A 24,978-nucleotide genomic window follows, 5' to 3' on the forward strand; every position below is an offset into this window, starting at 1 on the left:
GGAAAGTCGAATGTCACCAGTTCTGATGAACAGTTATTTTTGCGGTGCCGGGCTGATGGATATCGGCCTGAAGAATGCCGGTATTCAGATCGCCCAGTCTTTCGAACTGGACGAAGATGCCGTTAAGACCTATCGCCACAACCTGGGCGACCATATCAAACACTGCGATATCACACAGGAAATGGTGCTGGAGCAGGATAGCTGCCACGGCATGTCGTTTACCTATCCCTGTACGAAGTATTCGACGATCGGCGACATCCACGGCACGCGAACGGGTGATGAGCTATTCCTTCACGCACTGCGCCACCTGGCTGTCGCCCGGCCTGAGTTCTATGTCATTGAAAACGTGCCGGGCATGCAGGCTTTCCCGGTCGTTATGGAAGCCATGACCAAGCTGGCGGGCTATTTCATTCAGGTATTCTGCCCCGTGAAATCTGAGCTGTGGGTACCGCAGCGTCGGCACCGCCTGATCATCATTGGCACACGACGCCCGTTCGATATCCGCCCGCCGGAAAATACGCGCCCAATCCCCCTCAGCGCGATTTTAGAGGATAACCCGGATGTTCGTATCCCTAAGTCGGTAGAAACACGCCTACAGGGCGGATATCGCGATTTACCCATCATTAGCGACCCGGCCAAAGACGATATCGCGCCGACGTGTGTAGCTCACTATGCAAAGGATAAATCGACACGATTAGTCGTTGATAAACGTTTCCCTCTGGGAGCGCGTCCGTATTCAGTGCGTGAATATGCACGTTTGCAAGGGGTTCCAGACTGGTTTGAATTCCCGGTATGCGATACCTCCGCGTATAAGCAGATCGGTAACGGTGTCAGCACCTACGTCGGCGAGTGGGTAGGGATTGAGATGATCCGCTACATGGCGCAGGTTAGCGATAAGTTTTCCCTCATTCATTAACCCTGGAGAAAAAGATGAAATTAACGGAAGAGCAAAAAGCCGACCGTCGGGAACTTGCCATGCTGGTTCAGTATGCCGCTTTGGCATACGCACTGTTTGGTGCAGGCGTCGCGGGAATTCTGGGAGCGTTGGATATCAACTCACTGTGGATGGGAGTCGCGATTGCGCTGGTTTCTCATGTTCTCATTTTTTCCAGGCCTTCTGTCCGAGAGAACTTCCCTGAAACCATCTATTGGTTATCGCTGTGGGCGTGTGCCCTTGGCGGGCCGATCGTGATCGGTTTCGGTCCCTTTGAACCACCGTTTAAAAACCCACTCATTATGGCCGCGCTGATTGTGTTCATCGTTACAGCGCTATACCGTCGGCAGGAAAAAAAGGATATGCAGTAATGAGCCACTCACCAGCTAAAACCACCAGCGAACAGATACTGGAAGCGGGGCTGCGGATAATTCACACCTGCACGCACAGCGATCACCAGGGGTATTATGTGATAGGCAAAAACAGGGCTGTCTTATCCGATTGTGCAACGGTTAAGGCCTATGACGGCGGGGCTGTATCGGTTGAGTATTTCCGTCCTGGCAATATCCCCCTGGTGGTCGTTAACAATGATGATTGGCTCAAAATCATCACTCACCTGTTAAATGAGCCACCTGCACCATCATCGCTAGGCCGGATCCCTTTAGAACTGGTGAATTTTCTGGAGAAGATTGCGGGGCAAACACTGTCGCCTGAAGCCCGCATCCGCGCGCGCGATCTGGCTGAAGGTGAGTGCTTTAAAAATGAAGTGCTCACGTTAACGACGCTGTTCAACGTCTGGATGAGGGATCCGCTGCTGACTGAGTTCGTCTCGCCGCTGAAGCAATATACATTGCCAGGAGAGCACGCCAAACATTTCTGGTCATGTTGCAAATGACAGGGGCGAAAGCCCCTTTTTTTGTACCTGCAATAGCTTCGTTGGCTGAGAGGGCGGGGCGATACTGGTTGTGGAATATAAGCGCCCTTTGGATGGAAAAACGAAACAATGACTACTGAACAGAAACCCTCGCTCGCGACCGGTGCGCCATTAAACGCGGAAACCTGGGCTGATTTTGTCTCCCGCCTGAAATATCACTGCGTCGGCAAAGGCGTTGATGAGCACTGTACCGCAGACCCGTTGTTCGTCGTTCAAAAGAAACGCCTGATCACGGGGCTGGATATGGACTACATCGAAGACCGGCTGGTGGCCGTAGATGATGCTCGCTGGTTTAGCCCCCAAGAATACTGGGATGACCTGGATACGGACGAGCGAAACGAGCTCAACCAAAAATGCCAGGCCGAATACCAAGCTGATTTTCTGGCTATTCGCGTCGATCAGCAATGGGATGTGCTCGGCGAGTTACCAGAGCATACCGTAACCGGCTACGTCTGGGAGTGGGAATACGTCAACGCACACTTCACGCGCGAAGCCGCGCAGGCCTTCATTCAACGCAAAAAGCACGACTACAACAAGTTGGAAATTTTCGTCGATTCGCAGTATTGGGCGAAGGAGTTCAACACCATCCGCGACGCCATTTTGACTGGCAAACTGGTATATCAGGAGAAGAAAGATGACACCAATTGAGATCCAAGGTCTGCTGGACGGCAAATGCATTCCTCGCGACATGAAGGTCAACGAGCCGCTGGTGAATTATCTGGCGCGCAAATTGACTGAAGGCGAGCAGATGCGCGCTGAGAACATCCATCTGGTGGAAGAGCTCAAGCGCGTGACCGACGGTTTGGAGTTTTTCTCCTACAGTACCGACGGCGGTTACGATGAGCACGACAGCGCCGACAAAGCCCGAAAAGCCGCTGAAGAGCATATCGACTACTACCGGGGAGAGGCCTGTGACGGCTGGCCTGAAGAAACAGACCAGGTTGTTTGGGGTATCGTCGTGCAACGCGCCAGTCAGACCGACCTGCGCGAAGTGGGGCCGGAAGACAGCGTGGGCCGTCACATCACTCAGGTTTGTGGCTATGCACTGATGCCTGCACTGGAAAACAGCCCGACGAAAGGTTACATCCCGACGTCTGAAGTGGAACAGCTGATGGCTGAAGGTAAAATGCTGAAAGATGCTCATGCGGCCATTCTTGAGCACATCGACGTGACGGACAAAGGCGCGGCCGGTACTGCGGCTATGATCGCAAACGACGCTCTCCACAACACGGACTACCCGGCGATTGAACGCGGCCTGCGGAAAATCAAGAAGGATGCCACCATCGCAGCGGCAAACCATGCCGGTAACATTGCGCAGGAAATGACGCGTGAAACTAGCCAGGAAGTTGTCAAGGCCGTCGGTCGTCGCCTCCTTGTGCTGGCGGAACATGTAGGGAACGGCCAATGAACAACCTGAAGGCAACGATGCGCCGGATGTTGGATGGCGATGATATGGACTGCGTGAGCGATCGCACAGGTAAAAGCGGCGACTACTGCGAAGGCTTTGTGGACGGTATGCACGAAGCGCTTAACCAGCTGACTGAAGGCGTTGCACCTTTGCTGGCTGGGGCTGAAATCGCTGGGTTGGAGCGCTTTGTTGCTCGCATGTACCAGCGCGCTAATCAGCTAGTGGACGACAGCATGAGCACGGCGCTGATTAACCAGGCGCGCTCTGCGGCGGTATTGGCTGAGCAGATGATCAGCGAACTGAAAGGTGAAAGTAGGCAGTTATAGTCCCAACTTAGCAGTTCTTACTGACCAAGTTGGGATTGTACAAATTTTAATGTCTGCTCATGCCGTAATTTACAAACGACATTTTGGTTCGCGAAGACGCCTGAAAACGTTTTCGCCTGCTCTTTCGGAAGTTGTTTGATCCAGCGAACACCAACAACCCATTCTGAAAGCTCTTCATTGTCAGCGTTTTCGTCTGGGTATTGCGCTTTTAATCCGGCAGAGAGAAGAGGAACATTTGAATCAGTAATGAAATCGCGAATCATAACTGCTGATTTGGTTACTTCTCCAAAACCGACATAACCACATCCCTTCATGTAAGCATAAATTTTGTCACCAACTGCAAGTCGCTTAAGCGCAGATGAATACACTTTCCCTTGACCTGCGCCAATGAATCCAAATTTTCTATTATCATCCCAAGTTCTATATTCGCATTCACCTACATTCACGAACCAACTACCAGTCCAATCATCTTGACTTGAAGCAATGACTCTTTGCTTAACTTCTTTTCGTTCAATATAATCTTTAGCCTCCGGTAACGGAATAATCGTTTCAGGCTTAATAAATAGCTCCCCATTGGAATCAACATATGGAGCCAAGCGAGTGCATTGAATGTCTACACCATATTCTCGCAACCATAATACTGCTGAGATGACTTCCGAATTGAACTCCTTTGAGGCCAAGATAATATGCTGTTTAGTGTTAAGTGACGTGATATCAGCATCGATAAATTGCTCAATTTCTTTTGTTGCATCAAATTCTGATTTACCTAAATACGACGCGTATTGCTTAAAAATCTCACTGGGTAAAAGGCTTGAGCAATACGATGCATATTTTATTGCCTGCCATTCAACGGACGAGCCTGAATCATCCCTTTTTAGTTCTACAATAACAAGTGCTGCCGATTTATTCACGCAAAGCAAATCAAGACGCTTGTTGGAAGTAAGGGTGACCTCTTTTCCAATAACAAGGAGTTCCTGGCCTAAAATAGTTGGACTTTTTTCGATCCACTCCTGAATATCAAAGCGTTCCTTTAGCCCAAGCTCCGAAAAGCTTGTTGGTTTTAGTTTGATTAATGACTTATTTTCTACATCAACACGAAACATTGGTTATATCTCCTTTCAGAGGTTTCCCCCTCTTGAATATGCCATACTTGGCACGATAAGGCTGCCAAAGATAGTACGATAGCTCTGCTTTCCTCATAACAGAACATCGGGGGTTGATTGGAGTTCCAGTAAATAAGGAATAAAAAAGATATTAATTTTCATTTAATTCTTCATTACAATATTGACGATGTTCTTCCAAGTGAATTTCTAATGGCCAATGTCGTTTATCACTTGGTAATCTTAGTTTTTGCCCATCAAGTTCTGCATATTCTGTTCCAGCTAACAAATCAGATAACCTAATTAACATTTTGGAATCAATCCAAAGCAAGCCTCGGTCAAAAAGAGTATGAATGTCTGTTTTAAGTAACAATCCATGCTGGACTTGGGTGTGCCAGAGGCCTTCATAGGGAATTATATGAGCAGCCTCTAATAACACTTGGATAGAACACCCTGTCACAGCGCACTTACCCTCATAAGCTTCAATCAGCTTTCTTCTGAACGCTGGCTGGCCTTGTCGAATAACAACTTCACGTAAAGCTTTTAATCGGGAATCAACTTCTTCTTCAGATAAATCAGCAAATAATTCATCCCTAGCTTCCACAACTAAGCGATCACATTGCCTAGGGGAAATAATGCGCTTTGGCGTTTTGCCATCATCACTAATATCCCAAACTCCATGAAGCTCCTGAACATATAGCTCATATCTTGTATTTCTCAATTTTCCTGTACGGAATAATAAGTCATATGGGCTGCCCTGATCAGAACGTGCATTTTTGCGGCTACCAAGATATCTATATCTGGCCTTGCTGTTAACTGTTAATGCATCTAATTGAATACGAACTTCAGATTCCTTTAACGGAGCATTGCTATTAAGAATCCATTTGACAATATCCACTGCTGAAGCAGAACTAAGCTGAGTGACAGCATACCAAACACGAAGATATTGAGGATGAAGCATTTCTTCAGGAATAATCCCCGGAATGTCTGCTACATAAGTTGAAAAGTTATGAAAACGAATCCATTCTCCCCATTGCCGAGAATGAGTGCTAATACCAGTTCGATGGGGCTCACGTTTTCGTATTTCATTGTTAAATTCCTGACGGCTAGGAGCGCGGCCAAGTTTTTCATAAAGATCATCACAACAGTCCCAAACCGCCCGCACTAGCAAGCCAGTTGGATAGCCATTTTTATTTAATTCCATAAGCCCCTCTAGCAAAAATGAATTGAGCTGAGTAATAACAGATTCCGTTACGACGTTCACTATAATTCATTAACGCAACTGTAGCGAATGACAACTATCAAATTAAAGTGTATGGAAGGTTGTGAGTGCCAAACCTTCCAACACAAAATATCCATTCTATACATCACTCATGCCTCATGCCAAAAATCAGATCGGTAAGCAATAAAATAGGCGCCTTCAATAACTTCGTCAGCTGAACGGGTGGGGTAATACTGGTTTCACGGCAAGCAACACCGCCACACAATCCATAAATAATTTATGCGCCATCAGCGCGATAAGGATCTGACATGAAAAACGAACTGCTGGAAGTTGTCATTGCAATGCGCGATTACATCGACGCGCTGCCGTCTGATGTTGTGTCACGTTTGCCTGCAATGCCAGGGTTCGACCGCGATTGGGCTAATGAAGTGATTGATGCGGCGCAGCGCGCTGAAATAAGCCAAACGATCAGCGCTCCGGGTGCTGTGGCGTTCCGTGAACAGATCGTGAAATATGTCGGCGGTCTGGGTAGCTCCGTTATCGCACAATCCGTGGTGGAAGCCATTTTGAGTGCAGCTAAGCGCTCCGAAGCGAAGGATGCCAAAGCATGAAAGCATTATCTATCCGACAGCCGTGGGCATGGCTTATCACTCACGGCCACAAGGACATCGAAAACCGCAGCTGGAACACCCACCAGCGCGGACCGGTGCTCATTCACGCCAGTGCGCAACTGGCATCCAAAGCCGACATGGAAAAGGCGCGGGAGATCCTGCGCGCCAAATATGGCGATTCCCTGATGCTGCCTGAAAGAAAGTATTTATCTTACGGCGCGATTGTCGGCGTAGCCACAATCACAGGCTGTGTCGAAGAGAGCGAATCTCCGTGGTTCTTCGGGCCGAAAGGCTTCACGCTGGCGGATGCCAAGACGCTGAAGCCAGTGTCTATTCGCGGCCGACTGAGCTTTTTCGAGACTGGCCTTCGTCCACATGCGGTATTCAGCTTGCTCGTACCTAATGAGCATACGGATGATACCGAAACCAAAGCAGCATGTTTGCAGGGGGAAAGGGCATGAAACTGTTTCCTATCAATTTCACCGACGAACAGGTACGGGCAATCCACAGCGGCCAGAAGGTGCAAACCCGCCAACTGATCAAAGAAATCTGCCTCGATACCTTCCCGGAATCCCTGACCAAACGCCAGCGCGCGCTGGTGGATAAGGTTTTGCCCCCCAAGTTTGGGCCGACGTTTTTCTGTCGTTTCGGGCATGTAGGCGATCGGTTGTGGGTCCGTGAAACCTATGGCGATTGCGGTGTGCGACTGGTCTATCGTGCAGACCTTGAAGATGGCTCAGCCAATAAAGTTAAACGCTGGTTTCCGGCGCAGCAAATGACGCAGTTTGAGTCGCGAATTACGCTGGAGATTACGGCGGTTCGTATTGAGCCCCTTCGCGACATCAGTGATGCCGATGCGCTGAGGGAAGGCTGTTCTATCAGGGATACCCGCAGCGGTGACTGCCTGGCCGATGTGTTCGCCCGTAAGTGGTCGGTTATCCACGGCGTTGACTGCTGGGAGGCCAATCCGATGGTTTGGGTGATCGACTTCAAAGTCGTGGAAGATGCCCGATGAGCCGCCTGGTTGTTGTGACTTTGCTGGAAGACGGCGGGGAAGAGCATGTTCACTTGCCCGTGGGGGATTTGGGCACGGGTGGCGGCTATACGACTCTGTGCGGCCTTGATGGTGGCCTGAGCGACACGGCGATGGAAACCAAACCCGCACCTCGTGGCGCAAAAGTTAACTGTCCCAATTGCTGGGCAATCTTCAATACCTGCCGTTCGTTCCGGGCAACTGACTTCGATTCGGCTGTAAAGCAGGAGTAATACCCCATGCAGGAAAAAGACATCGTTCACGAGAATGGAAAATTTTGGGTGTTGCGCGATAAAGATGCTTACTGCGTGATGAAGTCCGGTGTAACCCACTCCGAGGGGGATAGTGCTTATGCACTCACTGAAGATGGTCTGAGCATTGCGATCGCACGCTGCGACTATCTGGCTGGCCGGGCTGAAACGACAGAGCGAGTGGGCTTCGCCAAGACCCTGCATTTCTACATGACTGAAGCTTCTGCCTGGTTGTTGGAAGAGCGACGGGAATACATTCAGCGTGTGATCGTTAAAAAGCTGGTTGTCGGTCTGGCCGACATGGCGAAATGGTCGCCGGAGTGCGCTGCTGAGCCGGGTTCTGCTGAACTGAAGCAGATGTACTCCGAAGGGCTGGCTTTCTTCACTGAAAAGGGATTCCCTGCTAATGGGCAAAATTGACAAATACCAGATTCAAGACCTGAGCCGCCTCCGGAATGAAACCGGTGAGCTCGCGCGCTGGGTTATTCAGCTTCAGACAGACCTGGACACTGCGCGCCGTGAAAAGGCCTCTGTGGAGGCGGAACTATACAGGGCAACAGCGCCTATGCCGGTGGCGGAGTATCAATACCGGTATAGTTCTTCCGATCGCAGTATGTGGAGCGCCGGCACTCCATCCCTAACGAATCGCTGTACCAACGTATGCGGGCTATTCATACCGATGGTTCATACCAGTTCCGTGAGCTGTTTGAAAAGCCACATACCCTCTAATTGACGTAGCAAAACAGGAAATCGTAATGGCAATGACAGTAGAGCAGTTAAAAACGCGCGCTGCGGCATTTCGTCTGGAGGCGTTGCGCTGGGAAGACATGGGCTATTCCGAGCAAACGAAACGGCTGCGGGATAATGCTGATGCTTTGGAAGAGCTGGCCGAACTGAAGGAAGCGCCTCCATTGGGTTATGCCGAAAACGGCAAAGGCTTCATTTATCCGGTTGACCGTGCCGATCGCATTACAAACCCGGTGCCGGTGTTTGCCGCTCCACCAGCGCTGCATATTCCTGTCGGGTTTATGCTGGTACCGAAAAAACCGACCGACGAACAGCTGCGGGCGATGCTCGCAGTGCAGTGGCCTGCGATCTACCGTGAACACCTTCGCCACCCAGACAACGGGCCGAAGTCAGCGAAAAAGACTGAAGACGACATTGATGTCGCTACCCGTCAGTATGCTGCGGCGATGTGTGCTTCACCTGAGGCGGATCTGCCTACTGAAATCAAGCAGAGTTAAAAGCAATGTCAGTAATTCCCGGAAGGTGAACCCGGTGTTAGACTCAAAAATTCAAGCGTTAAAGTACCGTGTTCTATCTTTCTGAAAATTATTGGGGTTGTTAATCATGCCAATTGCAAAAGAGAAGCCAGCGGAAAATCCAATTCTCCAGGATCTGGATTTTTTCATTGAAGACCGTTCGGGTATTTGGGTCAAACAATGGAAGTCTGGCGGTGGGTGCTGTCCGGCCACTGATGAAGAAGTTGTGATGTGGAATTTGCTGGTAAAACTAACCGATCAGTAGATGTTGGCTTAAGCCACCCGCGCGCTGATGAAAGTCAACTTATACAAAAGGTAATGACGATGAAAGTAACTGAAACCAAGGTGATGAGCCTTGAGATCAGCGAGCTTCGGGACTTTGACCCGATCCGCGTGGTGACTGAAAACTACGGGCCTGGGCGTGGCCGAATCACGATAACGTGTGAGGGCAAGGCGTGGACAGGCTCCTGGTTCGCAATGAGCGACCGCTCCGTTGAGCAGTTTTTCTGTGACTGCGGCAATGATTACCTGGTCAATTGCATGGCCGGTAACGTGAGCAGCGAAATCGACAATGACAATGAGGCGAATATGCGTTTCATGTTCAGTGAAGTGCTGCGCCTGCGCCGGGAAGGGGAGTTATCCAAAGACCAAGCCCGTGTGTGCTGGGAGGAAATCGACGGATCTGACGATATCAAAAGCACAGTCTGTGCCTATTCTTCAGTGATCAGTGAGGTGCCATACTTCAGCACTGAACCGTGGTACCTGCCGTGGCCGACGGTGCCGAACCCAGTCTTTATCCGCCTGAATAGCATGTTTGACATCGTTCGGGCTGCACTGCAACAGCACCTGGCTTTGGCCGGGCAGTCAGAGGAAACGATAGCATGACCGAACGTGAGCAGTTTGCCAAAGATAACGCCATGTCGATGGACTTTGTGAATTGGTTCTTCGACAACAAAAAAGACAGCTGTGGCAACGTCTGGTTTATGATGGCTGCGGCCATGTGGGAAGGGTGGAAAGGGCGGGCGAGCCGAGAGGCTCAGGCAGTTCAAGTAACAGAACGGATGGCGCTCGACTTTCATCACGCCCTGACTGATGGCAGTATCGGCAACGACGAACTAGAAGAAATCAAGGTCGGTCTACGTGCTGCTCTATGCAATGTCGCCGTTCCACCAGCGCCAGCAGTGCCAGATGCTGTCGATTATTCAGATCTCGACACTACCAGCCAAGATAGAGAGGTTATCGAAGCTATTGCTGAGTGCAAAGGCTGGAACGCCTACCGCACCGCATTGCTTGCTCAGCCTGTAAGTAGCTGTTACACGTTAGCAGACGATGCCCGGCGCATGAATTGGCTGGTGGCGCATCATGTTGCGGTTAGAAAACCGCTTCGCTATGGAAGTGAGGCTATGTTCACAGCCCAAACCATAACCGATGAAGAGGATGATCATCACGCCACTAAGCTGCGAGAACAAATTGATGCAGCCATGAAGGCTGAAGCGGTCAAAGTACAAAAATAACACCTCTCCTTCTTTTTCCTACTTCCCCCAGAAAGTCCTGCTTATGAAGTGACCCCATTATGTCGGGCTTTTTTTAATCATTAACAGCTGATGACCTGTACGTGAGGATATCAAAATTCCCCTTATGTATACTGAAAAAATACGTTATTTTATTGTCTTTAATTAAAGGTATTAAAAATACTATTTCTTAGACTTTTCAGCTTGATCAGCCAATCTTAGGTTGATACGTATAATTATCAAAAATCACCAAGTATTTATAAGCAATTAAAGGGTTTACATATGAAACGGATTTTTTTTATATCGCTAACATTGATATTAAGCCTCAGTGCTACTGCTAATAATTTGCCTGTCAAAAGTGAGCAATCCTTGATATCTAAACTAACAACCCTGGCAAACAATGGCGATGCTCTTTCTCAACAAGCTTTAGGCAATGTATACCTAGAGGGGCGGCTAGTCGAAAGAAACCCCGAAGAGGCGATTAAATGGTATATGAAATCAGCAGAACAAAATAACCCTGAAGCTCAAGCTCAGGCTGGATTTTTTTACTATATGGGCTATGACGGGAAACGAGACTACTCAAAAGCTTTGTATTGGCTAAAGAGAGCGTCTGAGAACGGTTCTGGCCAAGCTGACGTAGTTTTGGGCTCTATGTACATGGTCGGTGAGGGGGTGAAGCAAAATGAAGTCTTAGGTATTAAATACCTTCAGTCAGCCTCGAGCAGAGGAGTTAAAGAGGCTGCTGATGTACTGGCAAGGTTAAATAATCAAACTGAAAATGGTAAAAGTACAGTTGGAATAATGGATGATAAACCATTAAAAATACTTAAAAGGGAGGCTGAACAAGGAAATGACCAAGCTCAATATGGCCTTGGCTCACACTATTATAACAGCCATAATTATGAGGAAGCTTTTAAATGGTTTGAATTATCGGCCAAGCAAGGGAATGCCTATGCTCAATTGCAATTGGGATTTATGTATGGTGACTCAAATGGGTATGTCAAAGAAGATTATAAAAAATCAAAATACTGGTTTGAGAAATCAGCAGCGCAAGGAAATGCAGATGCAAATTACTTTCTCGGCTTGCTGTATTTAACAGGTAACGGAGTTGAAAAGGATAAATCAAAAGCTAACAAACTATTTAAGAAGTCATGTTCGCTTGGAAGTAACAAGGCCTGCGATAGATTAGAGGAATAACAATATAGTTACCCCATTAAAAAAGAGTATTTAAGCGCATGATTTAACAGGTTTAATTAGGTTTATAACATCTCACTAGTAATAGGGAATTTAAAATGGGATTCTTCAATAAGATATTTTCCAGACCAAACCGTAAACCTCTGGTAGATAAGAAAATTTTGAGTAACGGAGCGCGATTAAACGATGCCGAAGTGGATATCCTCTTTATAATTAAGAATGGCGATGTTTTGTATGTAAACCATGAAATAGAAAACCTCTTTGAGGTCGATCGTGGTGGTGACCGCCTTTTCAAAGGTCGCGTAGTGAACTACAAATACTTAGGTGAAACAACAAAGGATGAAGTGCAAGTCTTTATTGGCTTTGATGAAAATGACGCCTATATAATGTTCACTCTACAAGCTAACTTACAAGATAGATTTGAATTTGTTGGGCAATCTTTGATGCGATTCTTTTCCAGCAATCGTATTAATGGTGTGTTTTCGTGGGAAGGATATTCAGTTCAGTATGAGTACACATATAAATTATATAATAAAAACAGTACAAATTTTCTGATTAACGCCAACCAAACCTTTGGTTATTTAATTAGTGAAGATACTTTCGAGCAAGGGGAAGGGGATTTGCTGAAGGAAAAATTTTGGCATACCAAACAAACTACACATAGTGAACCTGAAGCACAGGTGTACTGTTACCCTAAAACCAATACTGAATACTCTGTGTCTTCAAGTTGCATTAAAAGCGATAACGAATCAGCAAATAAAATATATGAACAAGGTGTTGAATATCTAAAAATAGCTGATTTTAAAATGGCCTTTAATAATTTTAAGATTGCATCTAAATATGGACATACTTCAGCTACATTCAATTTGGCACTAATGTATAAAAATGGAAATGGATGTGATTATAGCTATGAAGATTCCATGCAATTGTTCATAAAATCACAAGATGAAGGACATCAAGGGGCTCTGAGGCACATAAAAGAACTGGTAAAAGCTAAGGAACTGTCTGCCGACCTATCCAACTACCCTCTGGTATTAAATGAAGCAAGTCACTTACATGACGGAACTGTTTTATACTTCTTTTATTTCTTCTTAATTAATAGCTTAAGCGAAGGTGATATTGTTAGCTGGATAAGATATGAGCTCGATTGTGCATCTATAGGTAATGAATTAGCGCAGCAATATGTCCATGAAATATCACCCAACAGTGAGTTCTATCGAAATGGAGGGGAGGAGCTGACCCCTAACGCATCGCTTTTTAGTGACATTTTTGATCATGTCACCATACCTCTTAGAAAAACGGAGGACTTTAGCGATATAATCAAGTTAAGGTGCAATCTAGTTAAAAATCTATTCAATCATATCTTTAACAAACACTTAGATTAACTCTTCCATCTCTCTTAGATACCTAGCGCTGTAAATTGTTAGTTTTTGCTAGGTTTCTTGTGCAGTAGCCTATTTATAATTGTAATGACAACGACATTACACTCTTATATACTTAGCAGAATAAGCAATTAATTGGGAGGCATATATGGCAACTCAAAATGATGTAGCGGTAACACGCTCATCTCTGAACCTGAGAATTAAACCGGAAGACAAAATCCTGATCGACCGCGCCGCAAATGCGGTAGGCAAAAATCGAACTGAGTTCGTTCTGGAAGCCGCTCGACGAGCTGCTGAAGAGACACTGGCGGACCTGCGGGTTATTAACGTCAGCCCCGAGGTATACCAGGAGTTTATTAATCAGCTTGATGCCGCACCAAGGAACAATGAGGCATTACGAAAAACATTGATGTCTAAATCCCCTTGGGAGAAATGACATTGAAGCTGACAGCACCCGAACCCCTCAAAACAGGCCATTTGCTGGAAGGCTTTTCATCTGGTGAAGAGGCTTTAGATCTCTGGCTAAAAAATCGGGCCATGAGTAATCAAAACTCAGGAGCTTCACGAACATTTGTAACCACTTCTGATAACCAAGTGATGGGGTATTATGCCTTGTCTTCCGGGATTGTGAGCACCAATCAAGCTGTTGGCCGATTCCGCCGCAATATGCCTTCTGACATACCAGTCATCCTTCTCGGTAGACTGGCAGTGGATACAAGAGCTAAAGGGCTTGGAGTTGGAAGGGGATTGGTCAAAGATGCCTGTCATCGTGTTATTCAGGCCTCTGGGCTGGTGGGCATACGAGGAATAGTGGTCCACGCTCTAACTGATGATGCTAAACGCTTCTATGAACACATTGGTTTCGTCCCTTCACCACTTGACCCTATGATGCTAATGATAACACTCGCCGATCTGCAACTCGCAATGGGTATTCATCCAAACTGATCAAGCCCGGAATGCAGGGCTTTTTTTTCGTCACCCGCCTTACTGCTCGCATAATGAAAGCACCTTTTTCACGATCGAGACACCGCAATGACAACTCTTAACTGGAAACCGAGCGAAAGCCGTTGGAACCAAGGCGAGCAACTTTATTTGGGTCAATTTAAGATCGGTTCAGCTTACTACGATGCGACGCATACGCGTGGGCAGGAGGCTTATGCTACCCGTTGCAGCCTGCCAGGCCTCAAAGGCGATCTGGGACATTTCCCTGATATGGCCGCAGCCAAAGATGCCGTTGAAAAGGCGGTGGCCTTCTGGCTGAGAAGAGCTGGGCTGCAATTCTCCGAAGCAGTCAACACAAAGGCTAAGCCATAAACCAATAGCAGAGTGTTGCTGTCAAAATCGAGAGGCCGTAATGACTTTTAAACAAAGCCGCGAATTGCCCAGAGGGGCGGGCATTACCTTTATGTTCTTGCTGTTCTCTTCTGGAGTGGCATTGCTCTTCGGGACGGGATGGCTGATCACCACCGTTATGAACGGGCTTGATGCTTTCCCTTATGCGCTCCGAGGGTTTTCTTGGCAATGGCAACCTGAGCCCGGTTGTCTGACCATCATTGATGCCCCAACAACGTTTTGGGGATACCTCGTTGCTGGTGGGGCGGGATGCATCACATTGCTGTTCATCTGTGTGTTCATTGGCATGAGTCTGTTGTCAATCCATACGCTGTCACAAGTCATCAATAAGCAACTTGACGGCCTGGATAAATTCGGGATTAAGTTAATCTCACGTTTGTTCAAGAAGTAAGATCAGCGAGTGCGAACTGAGCCCGGCAATGTCCGGGCTTTTCTTTGCCAGCAGTCAAAAGCCGGGATAATGGTCCTATAACTAGGAAAACAAAATGCTAAAGTAGCGCTTATTCAGTAAAATGAATCCAATATAAGTAAATTAGTTGGCTGATCATATTGATGGGAAACTCCATGTTAACAGGGAAGTACTCAATCAACTAGATGAAATTTAGGGAAATTTTGAACAGGTGGTATTGCAATCCCATTTTTGTAGTTCTTACTTTTTACTCATCTGACATTAAAATGAGCTAAAAAATACTGAACACGCTGAACTATGGGACAAACCAGTGCCCAGTCAATGTTTAGATAAAATGAAAGCAATGTGCGTTGGAACAACTTTAAAGATAAAAACCTGATGAAATGATGGAAATCGGTCACAACCGAGCATTAAAACAGCAATATAGTTATTTGATATTATTTGTAAAGAGAATGCAATGGCTGTAGAAAGTCAGAACGCGTAGGTCGAAAATAGAAATAACATATTTACAAAGAAATTAAAATCATAAATCAGGATTTATGTACGTCAATAACCAATATGTTTTAGGTTAGTTAGGAATAAAAATAATGAAAATAAAATGCTTGGACCCTTTAGGAATTAACAGTTATGAACGAGAAGCTAATGAAAAACTTGAAGCTAGTCTACCTCAAAACTGGAAAGGTTATTCATCCTTGGAAATGCGAGGTAGACAAAGTGGAGAATTTGAAGGTGACTTAATTATTATCACTCACGATAGAATAATAAATGTTGAGTTTAAAAAGTGGTCAGGAAGAGTTTTTTCGAAGGACGGTCAATGGGTAGTTCAGTTTCCTAATGGTAATGAAGAACATCGAAAACATGGAGTTAATCAGTCTCGTAGATCTGCAAAGATACTCTCAACCAAATTAAAAGAAAGGTTGGGCAATAAGTTTATACCTTGGGTTGATTTTTGTGTGGTTCTATGTGGAACCGCAACCAAAGATGATCTTCCTCCTGACGAACAAGAGTACGTTTTCTCGTTAGAAGAATTTTCAAAAATTGGTGATGATAAGATTTATAAACAATACTTCAAAGATAAGTCGTGGATGATTAAGCGTAAGGAAGATGCGCCTAATAAGAACCTGAAACAGTGGGATAGGATTTTCTCTAATAATAGTGCTGATTTTAAAGCCAAAGACTTTTCTATCAATAATTATGTTCTTCAAGGTAAACCTCAATTCCGGCATCGTGATGGACTTTATGCAGAGTACCTGAGTCAACGTTCTGATAATCATAATTATAAAGCACTAATGCGGCGCTGGGACTTTACTTCTCCTTGTATCATTGAGCATGCCAGAACACCTGAACAGAGGTCGCTAATTGCCCACAGAGAAAGTGATGTACTCGGTTATATAGCAAGTCAGGATGAAGATCTTAGGGATACATATTTGCGATTAGAATATTTACCTAGTGAGTTATCTTCTGACTTTGTTGAATTGTATGAGTGGCCAAACAAAAAAGAGCGTCTTGATACATTTATTAGAAAGAATAGTTTAAAACTTACTGAAGAAAATAGAATTAACTTAATTCAAGCTCTTGTTAGTCGTCTTGCGAATCTTCATGATATAGATGTGGCTCACCGTGATATTGGTAATCACAGTATCTGGGTGTCCCTCCCTAGTAAGGTAGTATTGTCTAATTTCCTGACCGCAACGTATCCAGATCCGCAAAATAAAACAGTCTCTAATATTCGTAAAATTCTTCAGCACAATCAGATTGCTACACCTGAAGAGTTATACGAAGATTCAGACGGCACACATTTTACTCGAGATGTATATTTAGCTACTGCTGCATGCCACTATATAGCATTTGGTAAGCCTCCTATAAAAATGGATGGTATTTACCTATGTAGTGGTTTAATAAATTTGGCCACCTGAACAGAGGTGATATGCTCACCTCAGAACAACACAGGTGCCTTAATGAAAAAACGAAATTTCAGTGCAGAATTCAGACGTGAATCAGCCCAGCTGGTTGTGGATCAGAACTATACAGTTGCAGATGCCGCGAAAGCCATGAATATCGGGCTTTCCACCTTGACGCGGTGGGTAAAGCAATTACGGGACGAACGGGCAGGCAAAACACCGAAAGCATCCCCTATCACGCCGGAACAAATTGAGATACGTGAGCTGAAGAAAAAAATTCAACGTATTGAAATGGAAAACGAAATATTAAAAAAGGCTACCGCGCTCTTGATGTCAGACTCCCTGAACAGGTCTCGGTGATCGGGAAACTCAGAGCGCATTATCCTGTGGCCACTCTTTGCTGCGTGTTCGGAGTTCACCGCAGCAGCTATAGATACCGGGAAAACCGGCCTGACAATCCGGACGGCAGGAGAGCCGTATTACGTAGTCAGGTTCAGGAGCTGCACGGCCTCAGTCATGGCTCAGCAGGTGCAAGAAGTATCGCTGTAATGGCAACACACAGGGGCTTCCGGATGGGACGATGGCTTGCCGGACGGCTAATGAAGGAGATGGGGCTGGTGAGCTGTCAGCAGCCTGTTCACCGGTATAAACGTGGCGGTCATGAACACATTGCTATCCCGAACCACCTTGAGCGACAGTTCGCAGTGACAGAGCCCAATCAGGTATGGTGCGGCGACGTAACGTATATCTGGACCGGTAAACGCTGGGCATACCTGGCCGTTGTACTCGACCTGTTCGCAAGGAAACCCGTGGGCTGGGCAATGTCATTTTCTCCGGACAGCAAACTGACAACCAAAGCGCTGAAAATGGCATGGGAAATACGAAATAAGCCATCCGGGCTCATGTTCCACAGTGATCAGGGTAGCCACTATACAAGCAGGCAGTTCCGACAGTTACTGTGGCGATACCGGATAAAACAAAGTATGAGTAGGCGTGGTAACTGCTGGGATAACAGCCCGATGGAGCGCTTCTTCAGAAGTCTGAAAAATGAGTGGGTGCCGGTGACCGGCTACATCAGCTTCAGTGAAGCAGCCCATGCAATAACGGATTATATCGTCGGGTATTACAGCGAAGTCAGGCCGCATGAATATAACGGTGGATTACCACCAAACGAATCAGAAAACCAATACCGGAAAAACTCTAAAACCGTGGCCAATTTTAGTTGACCACTACACATCTATTTTTTTAAATAGGTTTGCTACAGCATTAGATACTGGATTATGAACAGCCCATGGAAATACAGGCTTCTCATCCATAATTCCGCTTTGAAGTAAATTTTTATGAATTGGTATAGTTCTTATACTACTTGAATTTTTAATCCTCTTACCATCCCTATCATTAACACTTATACAAGCTATCTTTTGTCCTTTATCCGCAATGTATACATAATCCTGCTCTGTTAGCTGTATACATTCGGTCACTCTCATACCTGTGTAATATAGTACCTGTATAAGCCACCACAGATGAGATTTGTGCTCTATAAGTTCAAGTACTTTTTTGTGTGATTCAGTGGATACTGAGATTCTAGGGTTAATTTTTTTAATCTTCTTATATCCCATATTACTAAAAGGATTTTTAGTAATATAATCCCTTTTATCAGCGGCAAAGCTAAAAAGAGCTGATACTTTCTTAAACATGGATTGGCTAGAGAATTCAGACTTATACTTATTCTTTAAAGCCTTTTTAAAACTAGCTACCTTTGGTTTGTTAAATGATTGAATATCTTTATCACCATATAGGCTAATTAAATAATCAATCGCAGCCTTGTTACCTTTAAATGTTAATGGCCTCCATTCAGATTTCATTTCGTTGTACCACTCATCAGCAACTTGGCTAATTTTATGCCCTTTAGCTTGAAAGCGGCTATCATTCTGCTGTCTACTAGGTAAATTCCCGCTATTAATCCAATAAATGTAGTTTGCCTCTAAATGAATCCCTTCTTCGATGAACATATCTCGTTCATTAATTAAATGTGCTCTGATCTCATCAAAATCAGTGCATTCTTTTTTTAATCGATGAAAAGTACTAAGTAGAATTTTTGAACGTTTATGAGCGATTTGTAGATCTCTAGTTCTCAAGTCAAATCGAATTAGCTTTCCTACATATGACTTTTGCCAAATATAATAACCACGAGAATTACATGAAATATACATGAAATGTACATGTGCCATTGGTGCCCCTTGAATTACCATCAGCACGCGAATATTCACATAACACATTGAAAATAAAGGTTAGGTACTATATTAGCACCTAACCTTTCAGTACTGGTTACTCATCTTCGAGACGGATTTGGTCGAAATATACGGCCTGCGCATGTTTGCATGCTACTTTCACGAGTACGCGCATGTTTGCAAGGATAAGGAAATTGGCTCATTTTATTCCATTAACCGACTAGACCATCTTCGGGCGCTGGTAGCGCATGAGCTCGCGCATTTTTTCCAATTCAATACTGCATCGAAAAACTATAATCAACACGATGCAAAGCAGCATCTACCGCGCCTGGATTACCGTACACCACACGGGGAAGGGTGGCAGTTCATTTACCGTTACCTGAAAATGCCCCTCAATTTGCGACTGAATTAATTACTATTTTAATTATTAACATTGTACCATTGCTTCAAAGTATGTATTCCTGAGTTTTGGAGAGTAAATGTATTTAATAATGACGGTCCTATTTATGATCGCAGCGATATTTTCCTTCGCAAAAACAATGAAAGTTGTGCTAGAAGAAGCGAGCCTTGACAAGGAAAAACGTATAGCAGCTATCGGACAAGTAAAATTGACTTGGCTATTCTATGTTCCGGCTTTCTTCTTGCTCCTTGCTCCATTCATCAAATCATTGATGGATGCAGGCTCTGAACAGGTGGACCAATCAGGCTCCAATTTACCTGTATGGCTTTTCCTGGCTGGTGGCCTGTACTTGCTGTTTGGTGCCGCGCTTTTATTACGCAAAGCCATGAAAGAAAAAACTCTCGGACAGATAGGCACTATCCTTAATATCCAGATCCTTCTGTGGGTCGGCCTTTACAGCACATTTGCGGCCTATGACCACTTGAAGTTTGCAGATGAACATTTTGGGATAATGAGCACCCGCCTGATTGAGATCGGTGGTGTGAAAGATGTCACTTGCGAGCAAGAACTGATGTTGGTTAACTTCACTGAAGGTCAAACGACTCCAATGCAATGGCGGTGCCCTACAGGTTTCTCTTTGCTGAACAAAACAAATCGTCCTTTCGTTCCTTGGCCGGATTACACCGAAGGTGAAAGCGAGCAGCTTGCCGCTGCAATGAACAAAATCATGACGGAAGCGAAAGCCAACTCACAGTAACGGAACTCTCCAACCAAAGGCCAGCAATACTGGCTTTTTTTACGCCCATTTCCCATCGATAAAAAAACAATCGAAAAAAGACTATTTTTTTCCGCATTTGCTATTCGTCACCGGTACACGCCGTGTTTAACTGGATTCAGAAGTAAGCACAAACACGTAAACAACCAATAACAATTTGCGGAGTAACTATCATGACTATCAACGTACAACAAATCTTCCAAGCTTCCCGTGACAACGAGCTGATGGGCAATCTGGGCGCTATCATGCGTCAGATGGACAAGGCCCCATCCACGCTGCGTGGTCTGAGCGACTTCGTATCCAAAGAGCGCAAAACAGCTGCAAACAGCGCGCTGTTTGAAGAGCTGAACGTTGGTCGAAACAACGTGTACGCGGTCAGCGTCTCATGGTTGTACGTTGAAGAAGGCCTGAACCTGCGTGAGGTTGATGTAGAGCGCGCAGAGATGTTCAAGAACGCCTACCTGAACCACCCGAGCAGCGTCCCGGCTATCCGCGTTAAAGTGGTTGTTGTGAACGGTGTGACTCGCCTGAAAATCATCGACGGTCACCACCGCTTCACCGGCCTGATGGCCGCTATCGCTGAAGGTGCAGTATTTGAAAAGCTGATCATTGAAGAGTTCGAAGGCGGTAAGGACGAAGAAGTCTTCAACATGATCGAAAGCGCCAACACCAAGCACCTGAAGATGATTGAGCGCGCTGAAGGTTTCCGCCGTCTGGTTGATTGGGGCCACGAAATCGACTCTATCGCTCGTCGTCTGGGTCTGTCCGGCGTAACCGTTCGTCGCAGCCTGATCCTGGCTAAAGCCGAAGAGCGCATTAAAAAATTGGTACGAGACGATAAAGTGTCCGGTGATGTTGCGATTGACGTGATCACTGATTGCCAAGGCACCGACCGTGACGCTTTCGACATCCTGATGGCTTCTCTGGCTAAAGCCGAGCAAGCAGGTAAAAACCGCGTCACCGCGCGCTATGTGTCTTCGCCGAAGAAAGCCAAGGTGAAACCAAAAGTCGTGCGCAAAACCTTCGAAAGCCTGTTGCCGACGTTGGATCAGCTGCGCTCGCAGATCCCTCCCGCACCAACGGCTGAGCACGAAAACCAGATTGAAATCGCTGAGACCGTGCCGGAAGAAGTGGTGCTGCGTCTGTCCCCTGAAGTTGCCCGCCAGCTGATGGCAGCGCTGAGCGATGTAGAAGCGGCCAAGCTGGAAGAGGAAGCCGAACAGGCGGCGAAAGAAGCTGCTGAGGCTGAAAACGAAGGCAATGAAGAAGCCACTGAGGCTCATGACGGTGAAGGCGAGGGCGACGCTGAGGCATAAACCAACGCGCTGTCTTCGCAAGATTAGGCCGGTTCTCCGGCCTTTTTTATCTCACTTCACTACACCGCCCGTGCCGTTCAATAAAAAAATAACGTCACGGCAGCTCGGAGGTTTTATGGATCACGCACTGCCTATCCTGCCTAAAATCACCATCCGCGTCATTGATGACGCTTCCTTGGAAACGTTAGCTATCTCCCACTATGAAAGCCGAGGCTGTAAGCCGCGCGCGCTGGGGAAAGGCCATTCCATTCGCCGAAAAGGCAAAAACACCGACGCGTTTCTGGCTCGCATAAAAGTGAATTACGTTCGACAGCTGCTCAGCAACTACGATCACGATAAAGAAAATGCGTATCGTAGCTCTGGGCAGGAACGTGAAGCCTCTTGCATGAGCCAGCAACTGTATTCTGCAATTGCACAGCATTACCCGTCCTTGGCGGCTGAATGTGAACGCCAAATCGCGCAACGAAACACGCTGTGAGGCCGGTGATGAAAGAGAAAAATCAACGTTCGTCCACGATCGCCACTGAACAAGATATGCGTCTGGCTGGTCTTCGAATGCCTCCCCATTCACTTGAAGCGGAGCAATCCGTTCTTGGCGGTCTGATGCTGGACAATGAACGCTGGGATTTGGTGAGCGAACGTGTTGTGGAAGGGGATTTCTTTACCCGTGCCCACAAAAGTATTTTTACCATGATGCAACGGCTGGTGGAATCAAGCCGACCGATTGACCTGATCACACTTGCTGAAGCACTGGAGCAACACAACCAGCTTGACTTGGTCGGTGGCTTTGCCTATCTGGCCGAACTGTCGAAAAATACCCCAAGCGCCGCTAACATCACAGCCTACGCCGACATCGTGCGTGAGCGTGCCGTAGTGAGGGAAATGATCACTGCGGCCAATGATATTGCGGATGCGGGTTACGATCCCCAGGGTCGGAATAGTGCTGAATTACTGGACCTGGCCGAAAGCCGTGTGTTCCAGATTGCAGAGGCTCGAACTAATAAAGACAGCGGGCCGATGGGCATTGATGCCATTCTGGAGAAAACTGTAACGCGCATCGAGCAGCTGTACCAAACACCGCATGACGGGGTGACAGGCGTCGATACGGGTTACACCGATCTGAACAAAAAGACAGCCGGACTCCAAAAGTCCGACCTGATCATCGTCGCAGCGCGCCCTTCAATGGGTAAAACCACCTTTGCGATGAACATCTGTGAGAACGCAGCGATGACACAGGACAAGCCTGTGATGATTTTCAGCCTGGAGATGCCAGGTGAACAAATCATGATGCGTATGCTGGCTTCCATGTCCCGCGTTGACCAGACCAAAATCAGGACGGGCCAACTGGATGACGAAGATTGGGCTCGTATTTCAAGCACGATGGGCATTTTGCTGGAAAAACGAAACGTCTATATCGACGACAGCAGCGGCCTAACTCCGACTGAATTGCGATCGCGGGCACGGCGAGTGTTTCGTGAAAACGGTGGTTTGAGCCTGATCATGGTGGACTACCTTCAGTTGATGCGGGTTCCGGCGTTGAAAGACAACCGAACACAGGAAATAGCAGAAATATCCCGCTCTTTGAAGGCGCTTGCGAAGGAACTACAGGTACCCGTGGTGGCCTTATCGCAGCTTAACCGCTCACTGGAGCAACGAGCAGATAAACGACCCGTAAACTCGGATCTGCGCGAGTCGGGTTCGATAGAGCAAGATGCGGACCTCATCATGTTCATCTACCGTGACGAGGTCTACAACGAGAATAGCGAGCACAAAGGGGTAGCCGAAATTATCCTGGGTAAGCAGCGTAACGGGCCTATCGGCTCGGTTCGTTTGGCCTTCAACGGCCAGTGGTCGCGATTTGACAACTACACCGGACCACAGTTTGAAGAATATTGAATGTTACCAAAGCCAGGGTATTCTGGCTTTTTTTAAACTTATCTATTTGTTCTTATTTACTTCTTCAAAATACTCTCGCAATAATTCTTTATTCATAAAATATAGCTCAAGAATTATGAGTAGCAAGTAATTACCTTTATGCTTATAGAAAAAAGGAATTTTCGAGTTGTCAATTTTAAATGTTTTTATTTTATCTACACTGCCTTTTTGTTCAGGTTTTTCCTCTTTTAATGTATATTCAGATGAATCATATAAAATATACTCATGATCTAGATGCTCAATGAAGTATTCTCCACATTCTTGACTATAAAATATTTAATGTGAATAACTTGAGTAACAACGCAGCCGTCATCCAATAGATTGTAATCATCCCTTAATTCTTCAAATGTTATTTCTTGCTTTTCTTTGTTGTGTGAAACTATTAATTTATCATTATATATCACACCATAAAAACAAGATAATGAAGGTAGCATTTTTATTGATGCACCAAGAGGGGCGCCTCGTTCTATAGATTCCAATCCGAAACCTACGTCAATGATACCCATTGGCTTTAATGCTAGATTTTTTAAATAGTTACAGGAGATCAACTCTTTAAATATATTTAATAACTTTGGAGAAGTATTAATTTGCAATTTCTTATTTATTCGACTGTCAAACACAGCACCAAACGGACCGTCGTTTTCTATGTTAGTAAACTCATTAATAGATAACAAGCTATACCGGGCAAACTGTGCGTCAACCAGTTTTAGCTTCACTCCATTGGCATTGTATTCCTGAGAAATTGATTCGATATCGACATTTCTTTCTGTTAGATCGTTCGGTTTATCCCTATTGAATTGTTTTATAATACTATCTAAAATATGGTAATACTTATAATTGTCTTTATGTTGTGTTATTTTATTATCATTAACACTTGATGTTTCATTCGGATAGTAATATCGTTTTTCTATAAAATCAAATAACTCAAGTTTGTTTTTAATTAACTTTATTTGTTGCAAGTTATATGTTGCTACATCAATTCTTTCGTGCGCACCACTCAACCAAGATGCATAAGAGCCGCCATGATGGCATTTCCATTTTGTTTTTTCTTTATGCTCATTGATAAAGCTAAGGCTAATAATATTTCGGTGGCTGCGTAGGCAGTTACAATTATTATAAATGTCAGCCCCTTTAATTACGAATGAAATGTCTTTACTTTCATCATTAGAAATATACTGATTAATTATTTCTTGATTTTCATAGGATGTTAGGATGTAGGTGAAGAATTTGCTATTCGAAAAAAATCTTTCTATAAAACCAATTGCATATTTGAAGGTTTCTGTATTTGCTTCAAAAGCACAATAAGCTGCCCCTGAACAGCATAATGTTTCCTCCTTCGCAATTTCGTAATCTGAATCCAATTTCTTAATTATACTTTCCAGTTCAATTTGCCACATGAGATAACCTTTTAGGTTTTAGTCTAATTTATCACAGAATATTATAAATTTAATTATCTAGCTAAAGAATTGTTTTTAGCGCTCATTACTTCG

Annotated in this window: 31 protein-coding genes; 27 read left to right on the forward strand and 4 right to left on the reverse strand. The window is 45.6% G+C overall.

Features of this window, described 5'->3' with window-relative positions; genetic code table 11:
- Nucleotides 1–10: 10 nt before the first annotated feature.
- The 6 genes from M1E86_RS21350 to M1E86_RS21375 all read left to right on the forward strand — a co-directional run bounded on the left by M1E86_RS21350 (nucleotide 11) and on the right by M1E86_RS21375 (nucleotide 3,602).
- Nucleotides 11–916 (forward strand): DNA cytosine methyltransferase, encoded by a 906-nt coding sequence (locus M1E86_RS21350; RefSeq protein WP_080750912.1) that lies wholly within the window; start codon nucleotides 11–13, stop codon nucleotides 914–916.
- A gap of 14 nt (nucleotides 917–930) precedes the next feature.
- Nucleotides 931–1,305: a hypothetical protein gene (locus M1E86_RS21355; RefSeq protein ID WP_042847144.1), complete on the forward strand. Its 375-nt coding sequence runs from the start codon at nucleotides 931–933 to the stop codon at nucleotides 1,303–1,305.
- A complete protein-coding gene (locus M1E86_RS21360; RefSeq protein ID WP_042847142.1) occupies nucleotides 1,305–1,829 on the forward strand; it encodes a hypothetical protein in 525 nt (174 codons plus the stop codon). Before M1E86_RS21355 ends, M1E86_RS21360 begins: the two co-directional genes overlap by 1 nt.
- 108 nt (nucleotides 1,830–1,937) lie before the next feature.
- Nucleotides 1,938–2,516 carry a hypothetical protein gene (locus tag M1E86_RS21365; protein ID WP_042847139.1) on the forward strand — a complete coding sequence of 193 codons (579 nt, stop codon included), beginning with the start codon at nucleotides 1,938–1,940 and terminating at the stop codon, nucleotides 2,514–2,516.
- Nucleotides 2,503–3,276, forward strand: a complete 774-nt coding sequence (locus M1E86_RS21370; protein WP_166268107.1) for a hypothetical protein — start codon at nucleotides 2,503–2,505, stop codon at nucleotides 3,274–3,276. Before M1E86_RS21365 ends, M1E86_RS21370 begins: the two co-directional genes overlap by 14 nt.
- On the forward strand, nucleotides 3,273–3,602 hold the full coding sequence (locus M1E86_RS21375) for a hypothetical protein (protein WP_042847137.1): 330 nt from the start codon (nucleotides 3,273–3,275) through the stop codon (nucleotides 3,600–3,602). The genes M1E86_RS21370 and M1E86_RS21375 overlap by 4 nt, the downstream gene beginning before the upstream one ends.
- A gap of 17 nt (nucleotides 3,603–3,619) precedes the next feature.
- Here the strand turns inward: M1E86_RS21375 and M1E86_RS21380 are convergent, their stop codons facing one another.
- Both M1E86_RS21380 and M1E86_RS21385 read right to left on the reverse strand, forming a co-directional pair.
- Nucleotides 3,620–4,705, reverse strand: coding sequence for a hypothetical protein (locus M1E86_RS21380; protein ID WP_042847135.1), 1,086 nt, complete (start codon nucleotides 4,703–4,705; stop codon nucleotides 3,620–3,622).
- Nucleotides 4,706–4,856: 151 nt separating this feature from the next.
- A complete protein-coding gene (locus tag M1E86_RS21385) occupies nucleotides 4,857–5,906 on the reverse strand; it encodes an HNH endonuclease (RefSeq protein WP_052219370.1) in 1,050 nt (349 codons plus the stop codon).
- A 326-nt stretch (nucleotides 5,907–6,232) separates the two neighbouring features.
- Here M1E86_RS21385 and M1E86_RS21390 point away from each other — a divergent pair, with 326 nt between their 5' ends.
- The 17 genes from M1E86_RS21390 (at nucleotide 6,233) to M1E86_RS21470 (ending at nucleotide 18,057) form a co-directional block, all read left to right on the forward strand.
- Nucleotides 6,233–6,535 (forward strand): hypothetical protein, encoded by a 303-nt coding sequence (locus M1E86_RS21390; protein WP_042847133.1) that lies wholly within the window; start codon nucleotides 6,233–6,235, stop codon nucleotides 6,533–6,535.
- The gene (locus M1E86_RS21395; protein WP_052219369.1) at nucleotides 6,532–6,996 is read left to right on the forward strand and encodes an ASCH domain-containing protein; all 465 of its coding nucleotides are present in this window, start codon (nucleotides 6,532–6,534) and stop codon (nucleotides 6,994–6,996) included. Before M1E86_RS21390 ends, M1E86_RS21395 begins: the two co-directional genes overlap by 4 nt.
- Nucleotides 6,993–7,550: a hypothetical protein gene (locus M1E86_RS21400; RefSeq protein WP_042847132.1), complete on the forward strand. Its 558-nt coding sequence runs from the start codon at nucleotides 6,993–6,995 to the stop codon at nucleotides 7,548–7,550. The genes M1E86_RS21395 and M1E86_RS21400 overlap by 4 nt, the downstream gene beginning before the upstream one ends.
- Nucleotides 7,547–7,801: a hypothetical protein gene (locus tag M1E86_RS21405; protein ID WP_042847130.1), complete on the forward strand. Its 255-nt coding sequence runs from the start codon at nucleotides 7,547–7,549 to the stop codon at nucleotides 7,799–7,801. Before M1E86_RS21400 ends, M1E86_RS21405 begins: the two co-directional genes overlap by 4 nt.
- 6 nt (nucleotides 7,802–7,807) lie before the next feature.
- Complete coding sequence (locus M1E86_RS21410) at nucleotides 7,808–8,239, forward strand: hypothetical protein (protein ID WP_042847127.1); 432 nt, start codon at nucleotides 7,808–7,810, stop codon at nucleotides 8,237–8,239.
- A 335-nt stretch (nucleotides 8,240–8,574) separates the two neighbouring features.
- The gene (locus tag M1E86_RS21415) at nucleotides 8,575–9,063 is read left to right on the forward strand and encodes a hypothetical protein (RefSeq protein WP_166268109.1); all 489 of its coding nucleotides are present in this window, start codon (nucleotides 8,575–8,577) and stop codon (nucleotides 9,061–9,063) included.
- A 106-nt stretch (nucleotides 9,064–9,169) separates the two neighbouring features.
- Nucleotides 9,170–9,346 (forward strand): hypothetical protein, encoded by a 177-nt coding sequence (locus M1E86_RS21420; protein WP_162762197.1) that lies wholly within the window; start codon nucleotides 9,170–9,172, stop codon nucleotides 9,344–9,346.
- Nucleotides 9,347–9,405: 59 nt separating this feature from the next.
- A complete protein-coding gene (locus M1E86_RS21425; protein WP_052219368.1) occupies nucleotides 9,406–9,966 on the forward strand; it encodes a hypothetical protein in 561 nt (186 codons plus the stop codon).
- Nucleotides 9,963–10,595, forward strand: a complete 633-nt coding sequence (locus M1E86_RS21430; RefSeq protein ID WP_052219367.1) for a hypothetical protein — start codon at nucleotides 9,963–9,965, stop codon at nucleotides 10,593–10,595. The genes M1E86_RS21425 and M1E86_RS21430 overlap by 4 nt, the downstream gene beginning before the upstream one ends.
- A 279-nt stretch (nucleotides 10,596–10,874) precedes the next feature.
- On the forward strand, nucleotides 10,875–11,789 hold the full coding sequence (locus M1E86_RS21435) for a tetratricopeptide repeat protein (RefSeq protein WP_042847118.1): 915 nt from the start codon (nucleotides 10,875–10,877) through the stop codon (nucleotides 11,787–11,789).
- Between the two features lie 95 nt (nucleotides 11,790–11,884).
- Complete coding sequence (locus tag M1E86_RS21440) at nucleotides 11,885–13,171, forward strand: sel1 repeat family protein (RefSeq protein WP_042847114.1); 1,287 nt, start codon at nucleotides 11,885–11,887, stop codon at nucleotides 13,169–13,171.
- 145 nt (nucleotides 13,172–13,316) lie between these two features.
- A complete protein-coding gene (locus tag M1E86_RS21445) occupies nucleotides 13,317–13,604 on the forward strand; it encodes a DUF1778 domain-containing protein (protein WP_042847112.1) in 288 nt (95 codons plus the stop codon).
- The gene (locus M1E86_RS21450; RefSeq protein WP_042847109.1) at nucleotides 13,601–14,113 is read left to right on the forward strand and encodes a GNAT family N-acetyltransferase; all 513 of its coding nucleotides are present in this window, start codon (nucleotides 13,601–13,603) and stop codon (nucleotides 14,111–14,113) included. The genes M1E86_RS21445 and M1E86_RS21450 overlap by 4 nt, the downstream gene beginning before the upstream one ends.
- A gap of 87 nt (nucleotides 14,114–14,200) precedes the next feature.
- Nucleotides 14,201–14,482, forward strand: coding sequence for a hypothetical protein (locus tag M1E86_RS21455; protein ID WP_042847108.1), 282 nt, complete (start codon nucleotides 14,201–14,203; stop codon nucleotides 14,480–14,482).
- A 40-nt stretch (nucleotides 14,483–14,522) separates the two neighbouring features.
- Nucleotides 14,523–14,912 (forward strand): hypothetical protein, encoded by a 390-nt coding sequence (locus M1E86_RS21460; RefSeq protein ID WP_042847106.1) that lies wholly within the window; start codon nucleotides 14,523–14,525, stop codon nucleotides 14,910–14,912.
- Between the two features lie 605 nt (nucleotides 14,913–15,517).
- Complete coding sequence (locus M1E86_RS21465) at nucleotides 15,518–16,846, forward strand: NERD domain-containing protein kinase family protein (protein WP_204162592.1); 1,329 nt, start codon at nucleotides 15,518–15,520, stop codon at nucleotides 16,844–16,846.
- A 42-nt stretch (nucleotides 16,847–16,888) separates the two neighbouring features.
- Nucleotides 16,889–18,057, forward strand: a protein-coding gene (locus M1E86_RS21470) for an IS3 family transposase (RefSeq protein WP_094963266.1) whose coding sequence is annotated in 2 segments (ribosomal slippage) — nucleotides 16,889–17,138 and nucleotides 17,138–18,057 — 1,170 coding nt in all. Because the reading frame shifts where the segments join, the coding sequence is not laid out codon by codon here.
- A gap of 3 nt (nucleotides 18,058–18,060) precedes the next feature.
- On the opposite strand, the gene M1E86_RS21475 is transcribed toward M1E86_RS21470, so the two are convergent.
- Nucleotides 18,061–19,062, reverse strand: a complete 1,002-nt coding sequence (locus tag M1E86_RS21475; protein WP_196053769.1) for a tyrosine-type recombinase/integrase — start codon at nucleotides 19,060–19,062, stop codon at nucleotides 18,061–18,063.
- 491 nt (nucleotides 19,063–19,553) lie between these two features.
- On the opposite strand from M1E86_RS21475, the gene M1E86_RS21480 reads away from it, so the two are divergent.
- The 4 genes from M1E86_RS21480 to dnaB all read left to right on the forward strand — a co-directional run bounded on the left by M1E86_RS21480 (nucleotide 19,554) and on the right by dnaB (nucleotide 23,449).
- On the forward strand, nucleotides 19,554–20,219 hold the full coding sequence (locus M1E86_RS21480; protein ID WP_239979450.1) for a hypothetical protein: 666 nt from the start codon (nucleotides 19,554–19,556) through the stop codon (nucleotides 20,217–20,219).
- A gap of 191 nt (nucleotides 20,220–20,410) precedes the next feature.
- Complete coding sequence (locus M1E86_RS21485) at nucleotides 20,411–21,553, forward strand: ParB/RepB/Spo0J family partition protein (protein ID WP_042847065.1); 1,143 nt, start codon at nucleotides 20,411–20,413, stop codon at nucleotides 21,551–21,553.
- A 115-nt stretch (nucleotides 21,554–21,668) separates the two neighbouring features.
- The gene (locus M1E86_RS21490) at nucleotides 21,669–22,031 is read left to right on the forward strand and encodes a hypothetical protein (protein WP_042847064.1); all 363 of its coding nucleotides are present in this window, start codon (nucleotides 21,669–21,671) and stop codon (nucleotides 22,029–22,031) included.
- 8 nt (nucleotides 22,032–22,039) lie between these two features.
- Nucleotides 22,040–23,449, forward strand: coding sequence for a replicative DNA helicase (dnaB, locus tag M1E86_RS21495; protein ID WP_042847063.1), 1,410 nt, complete (start codon nucleotides 22,040–22,042; stop codon nucleotides 23,447–23,449).
- Between the two features lie 269 nt (nucleotides 23,450–23,718).
- Here dnaB and M1E86_RS21500 read toward each other — a convergent pair whose 3' ends face one another.
- Nucleotides 23,719–24,885 (reverse strand): hypothetical protein, encoded by a 1,167-nt coding sequence (locus M1E86_RS21500; RefSeq protein ID WP_166268269.1) that lies wholly within the window; start codon nucleotides 24,883–24,885, stop codon nucleotides 23,719–23,721.
- Nucleotides 24,886–24,978 lie beyond the last annotated feature (93 nt).

The organism is Providencia sp. PROV200, assembly GCF_049901995.1.
Lineage (GTDB): Bacteria > Pseudomonadota > Gammaproteobacteria > Enterobacterales > Enterobacteriaceae > Providencia > Providencia rettgeri_E.

Coding starts and splice junctions, on each gene's coding strand:
- M1E86_RS21465 (WP_204162592.1), top strand. CDS start 15,518: ATGAAAATAAAATGCTTGGACCCTTTAGGAATTAACAGTTATGAACGA.
- M1E86_RS21445 (WP_042847112.1), top strand. CDS start 13,317: ATGGCAACTCAAAATGATGTAGCGGTAACACGCTCATCTCTGAACCTG.
- M1E86_RS21500 (WP_166268269.1), bottom strand. CDS start 24,885: ATGTGGCAAATTGAACTGGAAAGTATAATTAAGAAATTGGATTCAGAT.
- M1E86_RS21485 (WP_042847065.1), top strand. CDS start 20,411: ATGACTATCAACGTACAACAAATCTTCCAAGCTTCCCGTGACAACGAG.
- M1E86_RS21385 (WP_052219370.1), bottom strand. CDS start 5,906: ATGGAATTAAATAAAAATGGCTATCCAACTGGCTTGCTAGTGCGGGCG.
- M1E86_RS21400 (WP_042847132.1), top strand. CDS start 6,993: ATGAAACTGTTTCCTATCAATTTCACCGACGAACAGGTACGGGCAATC.
- M1E86_RS21430 (WP_052219367.1), top strand. CDS start 9,963: ATGACCGAACGTGAGCAGTTTGCCAAAGATAACGCCATGTCGATGGAC.
- M1E86_RS21410 (WP_042847127.1), top strand. CDS start 7,808: ATGCAGGAAAAAGACATCGTTCACGAGAATGGAAAATTTTGGGTGTTG.
- M1E86_RS21405 (WP_042847130.1), top strand. CDS start 7,547: ATGAGCCGCCTGGTTGTTGTGACTTTGCTGGAAGACGGCGGGGAAGAG.
- M1E86_RS21370 (WP_166268107.1), top strand. CDS start 2,503: ATGACACCAATTGAGATCCAAGGTCTGCTGGACGGCAAATGCATTCCT.
- M1E86_RS21490 (WP_042847064.1), top strand. CDS start 21,669: ATGGATCACGCACTGCCTATCCTGCCTAAAATCACCATCCGCGTCATT.
- M1E86_RS21415 (WP_166268109.1), top strand. CDS start 8,575: ATGGCAATGACAGTAGAGCAGTTAAAAACGCGCGCTGCGGCATTTCGT.
- M1E86_RS21455 (WP_042847108.1), top strand. CDS start 14,201: ATGACAACTCTTAACTGGAAACCGAGCGAAAGCCGTTGGAACCAAGGC.
- M1E86_RS21375 (WP_042847137.1), top strand. CDS start 3,273: ATGAACAACCTGAAGGCAACGATGCGCCGGATGTTGGATGGCGATGAT.
- M1E86_RS21460 (WP_042847106.1), top strand. CDS start 14,523: ATGACTTTTAAACAAAGCCGCGAATTGCCCAGAGGGGCGGGCATTACC.
- M1E86_RS21435 (WP_042847118.1), top strand. CDS start 10,875: ATGAAACGGATTTTTTTTATATCGCTAACATTGATATTAAGCCTCAGT.
- M1E86_RS21365 (WP_042847139.1), top strand. CDS start 1,938: ATGACTACTGAACAGAAACCCTCGCTCGCGACCGGTGCGCCATTAAAC.
- M1E86_RS21440 (WP_042847114.1), top strand. CDS start 11,885: ATGGGATTCTTCAATAAGATATTTTCCAGACCAAACCGTAAACCTCTG.
- M1E86_RS21450 (WP_042847109.1), top strand. CDS start 13,601: ATGACATTGAAGCTGACAGCACCCGAACCCCTCAAAACAGGCCATTTG.
- dnaB (WP_042847063.1), top strand. CDS start 22,040: ATGAAAGAGAAAAATCAACGTTCGTCCACGATCGCCACTGAACAAGAT.
- M1E86_RS21390 (WP_042847133.1), top strand. CDS start 6,233: ATGAAAAACGAACTGCTGGAAGTTGTCATTGCAATGCGCGATTACATC.
- M1E86_RS21420 (WP_162762197.1), top strand. CDS start 9,170: ATGCCAATTGCAAAAGAGAAGCCAGCGGAAAATCCAATTCTCCAGGAT.
- M1E86_RS21355 (WP_042847144.1), top strand. CDS start 931: ATGAAATTAACGGAAGAGCAAAAAGCCGACCGTCGGGAACTTGCCATG.
- M1E86_RS21395 (WP_052219369.1), top strand. CDS start 6,532: ATGAAAGCATTATCTATCCGACAGCCGTGGGCATGGCTTATCACTCAC.
- M1E86_RS21425 (WP_052219368.1), top strand. CDS start 9,406: ATGAAAGTAACTGAAACCAAGGTGATGAGCCTTGAGATCAGCGAGCTT.
- M1E86_RS21380 (WP_042847135.1), bottom strand. CDS start 4,705: ATGTTTCGTGTTGATGTAGAAAATAAGTCATTAATCAAACTAAAACCA.
- M1E86_RS21360 (WP_042847142.1), top strand. CDS start 1,305: ATGAGCCACTCACCAGCTAAAACCACCAGCGAACAGATACTGGAAGCG.
- M1E86_RS21480 (WP_239979450.1), top strand. CDS start 19,554: ATGACGGTCCTATTTATGATCGCAGCGATATTTTCCTTCGCAAAAACA.
- M1E86_RS21475 (WP_196053769.1), bottom strand. CDS start 19,062: ATGGCACATGTACATTTCATGTATATTTCATGTAATTCTCGTGGTTAT.
- M1E86_RS21350 (WP_080750912.1), top strand. CDS start 11: ATGTCACCAGTTCTGATGAACAGTTATTTTTGCGGTGCCGGGCTGATG.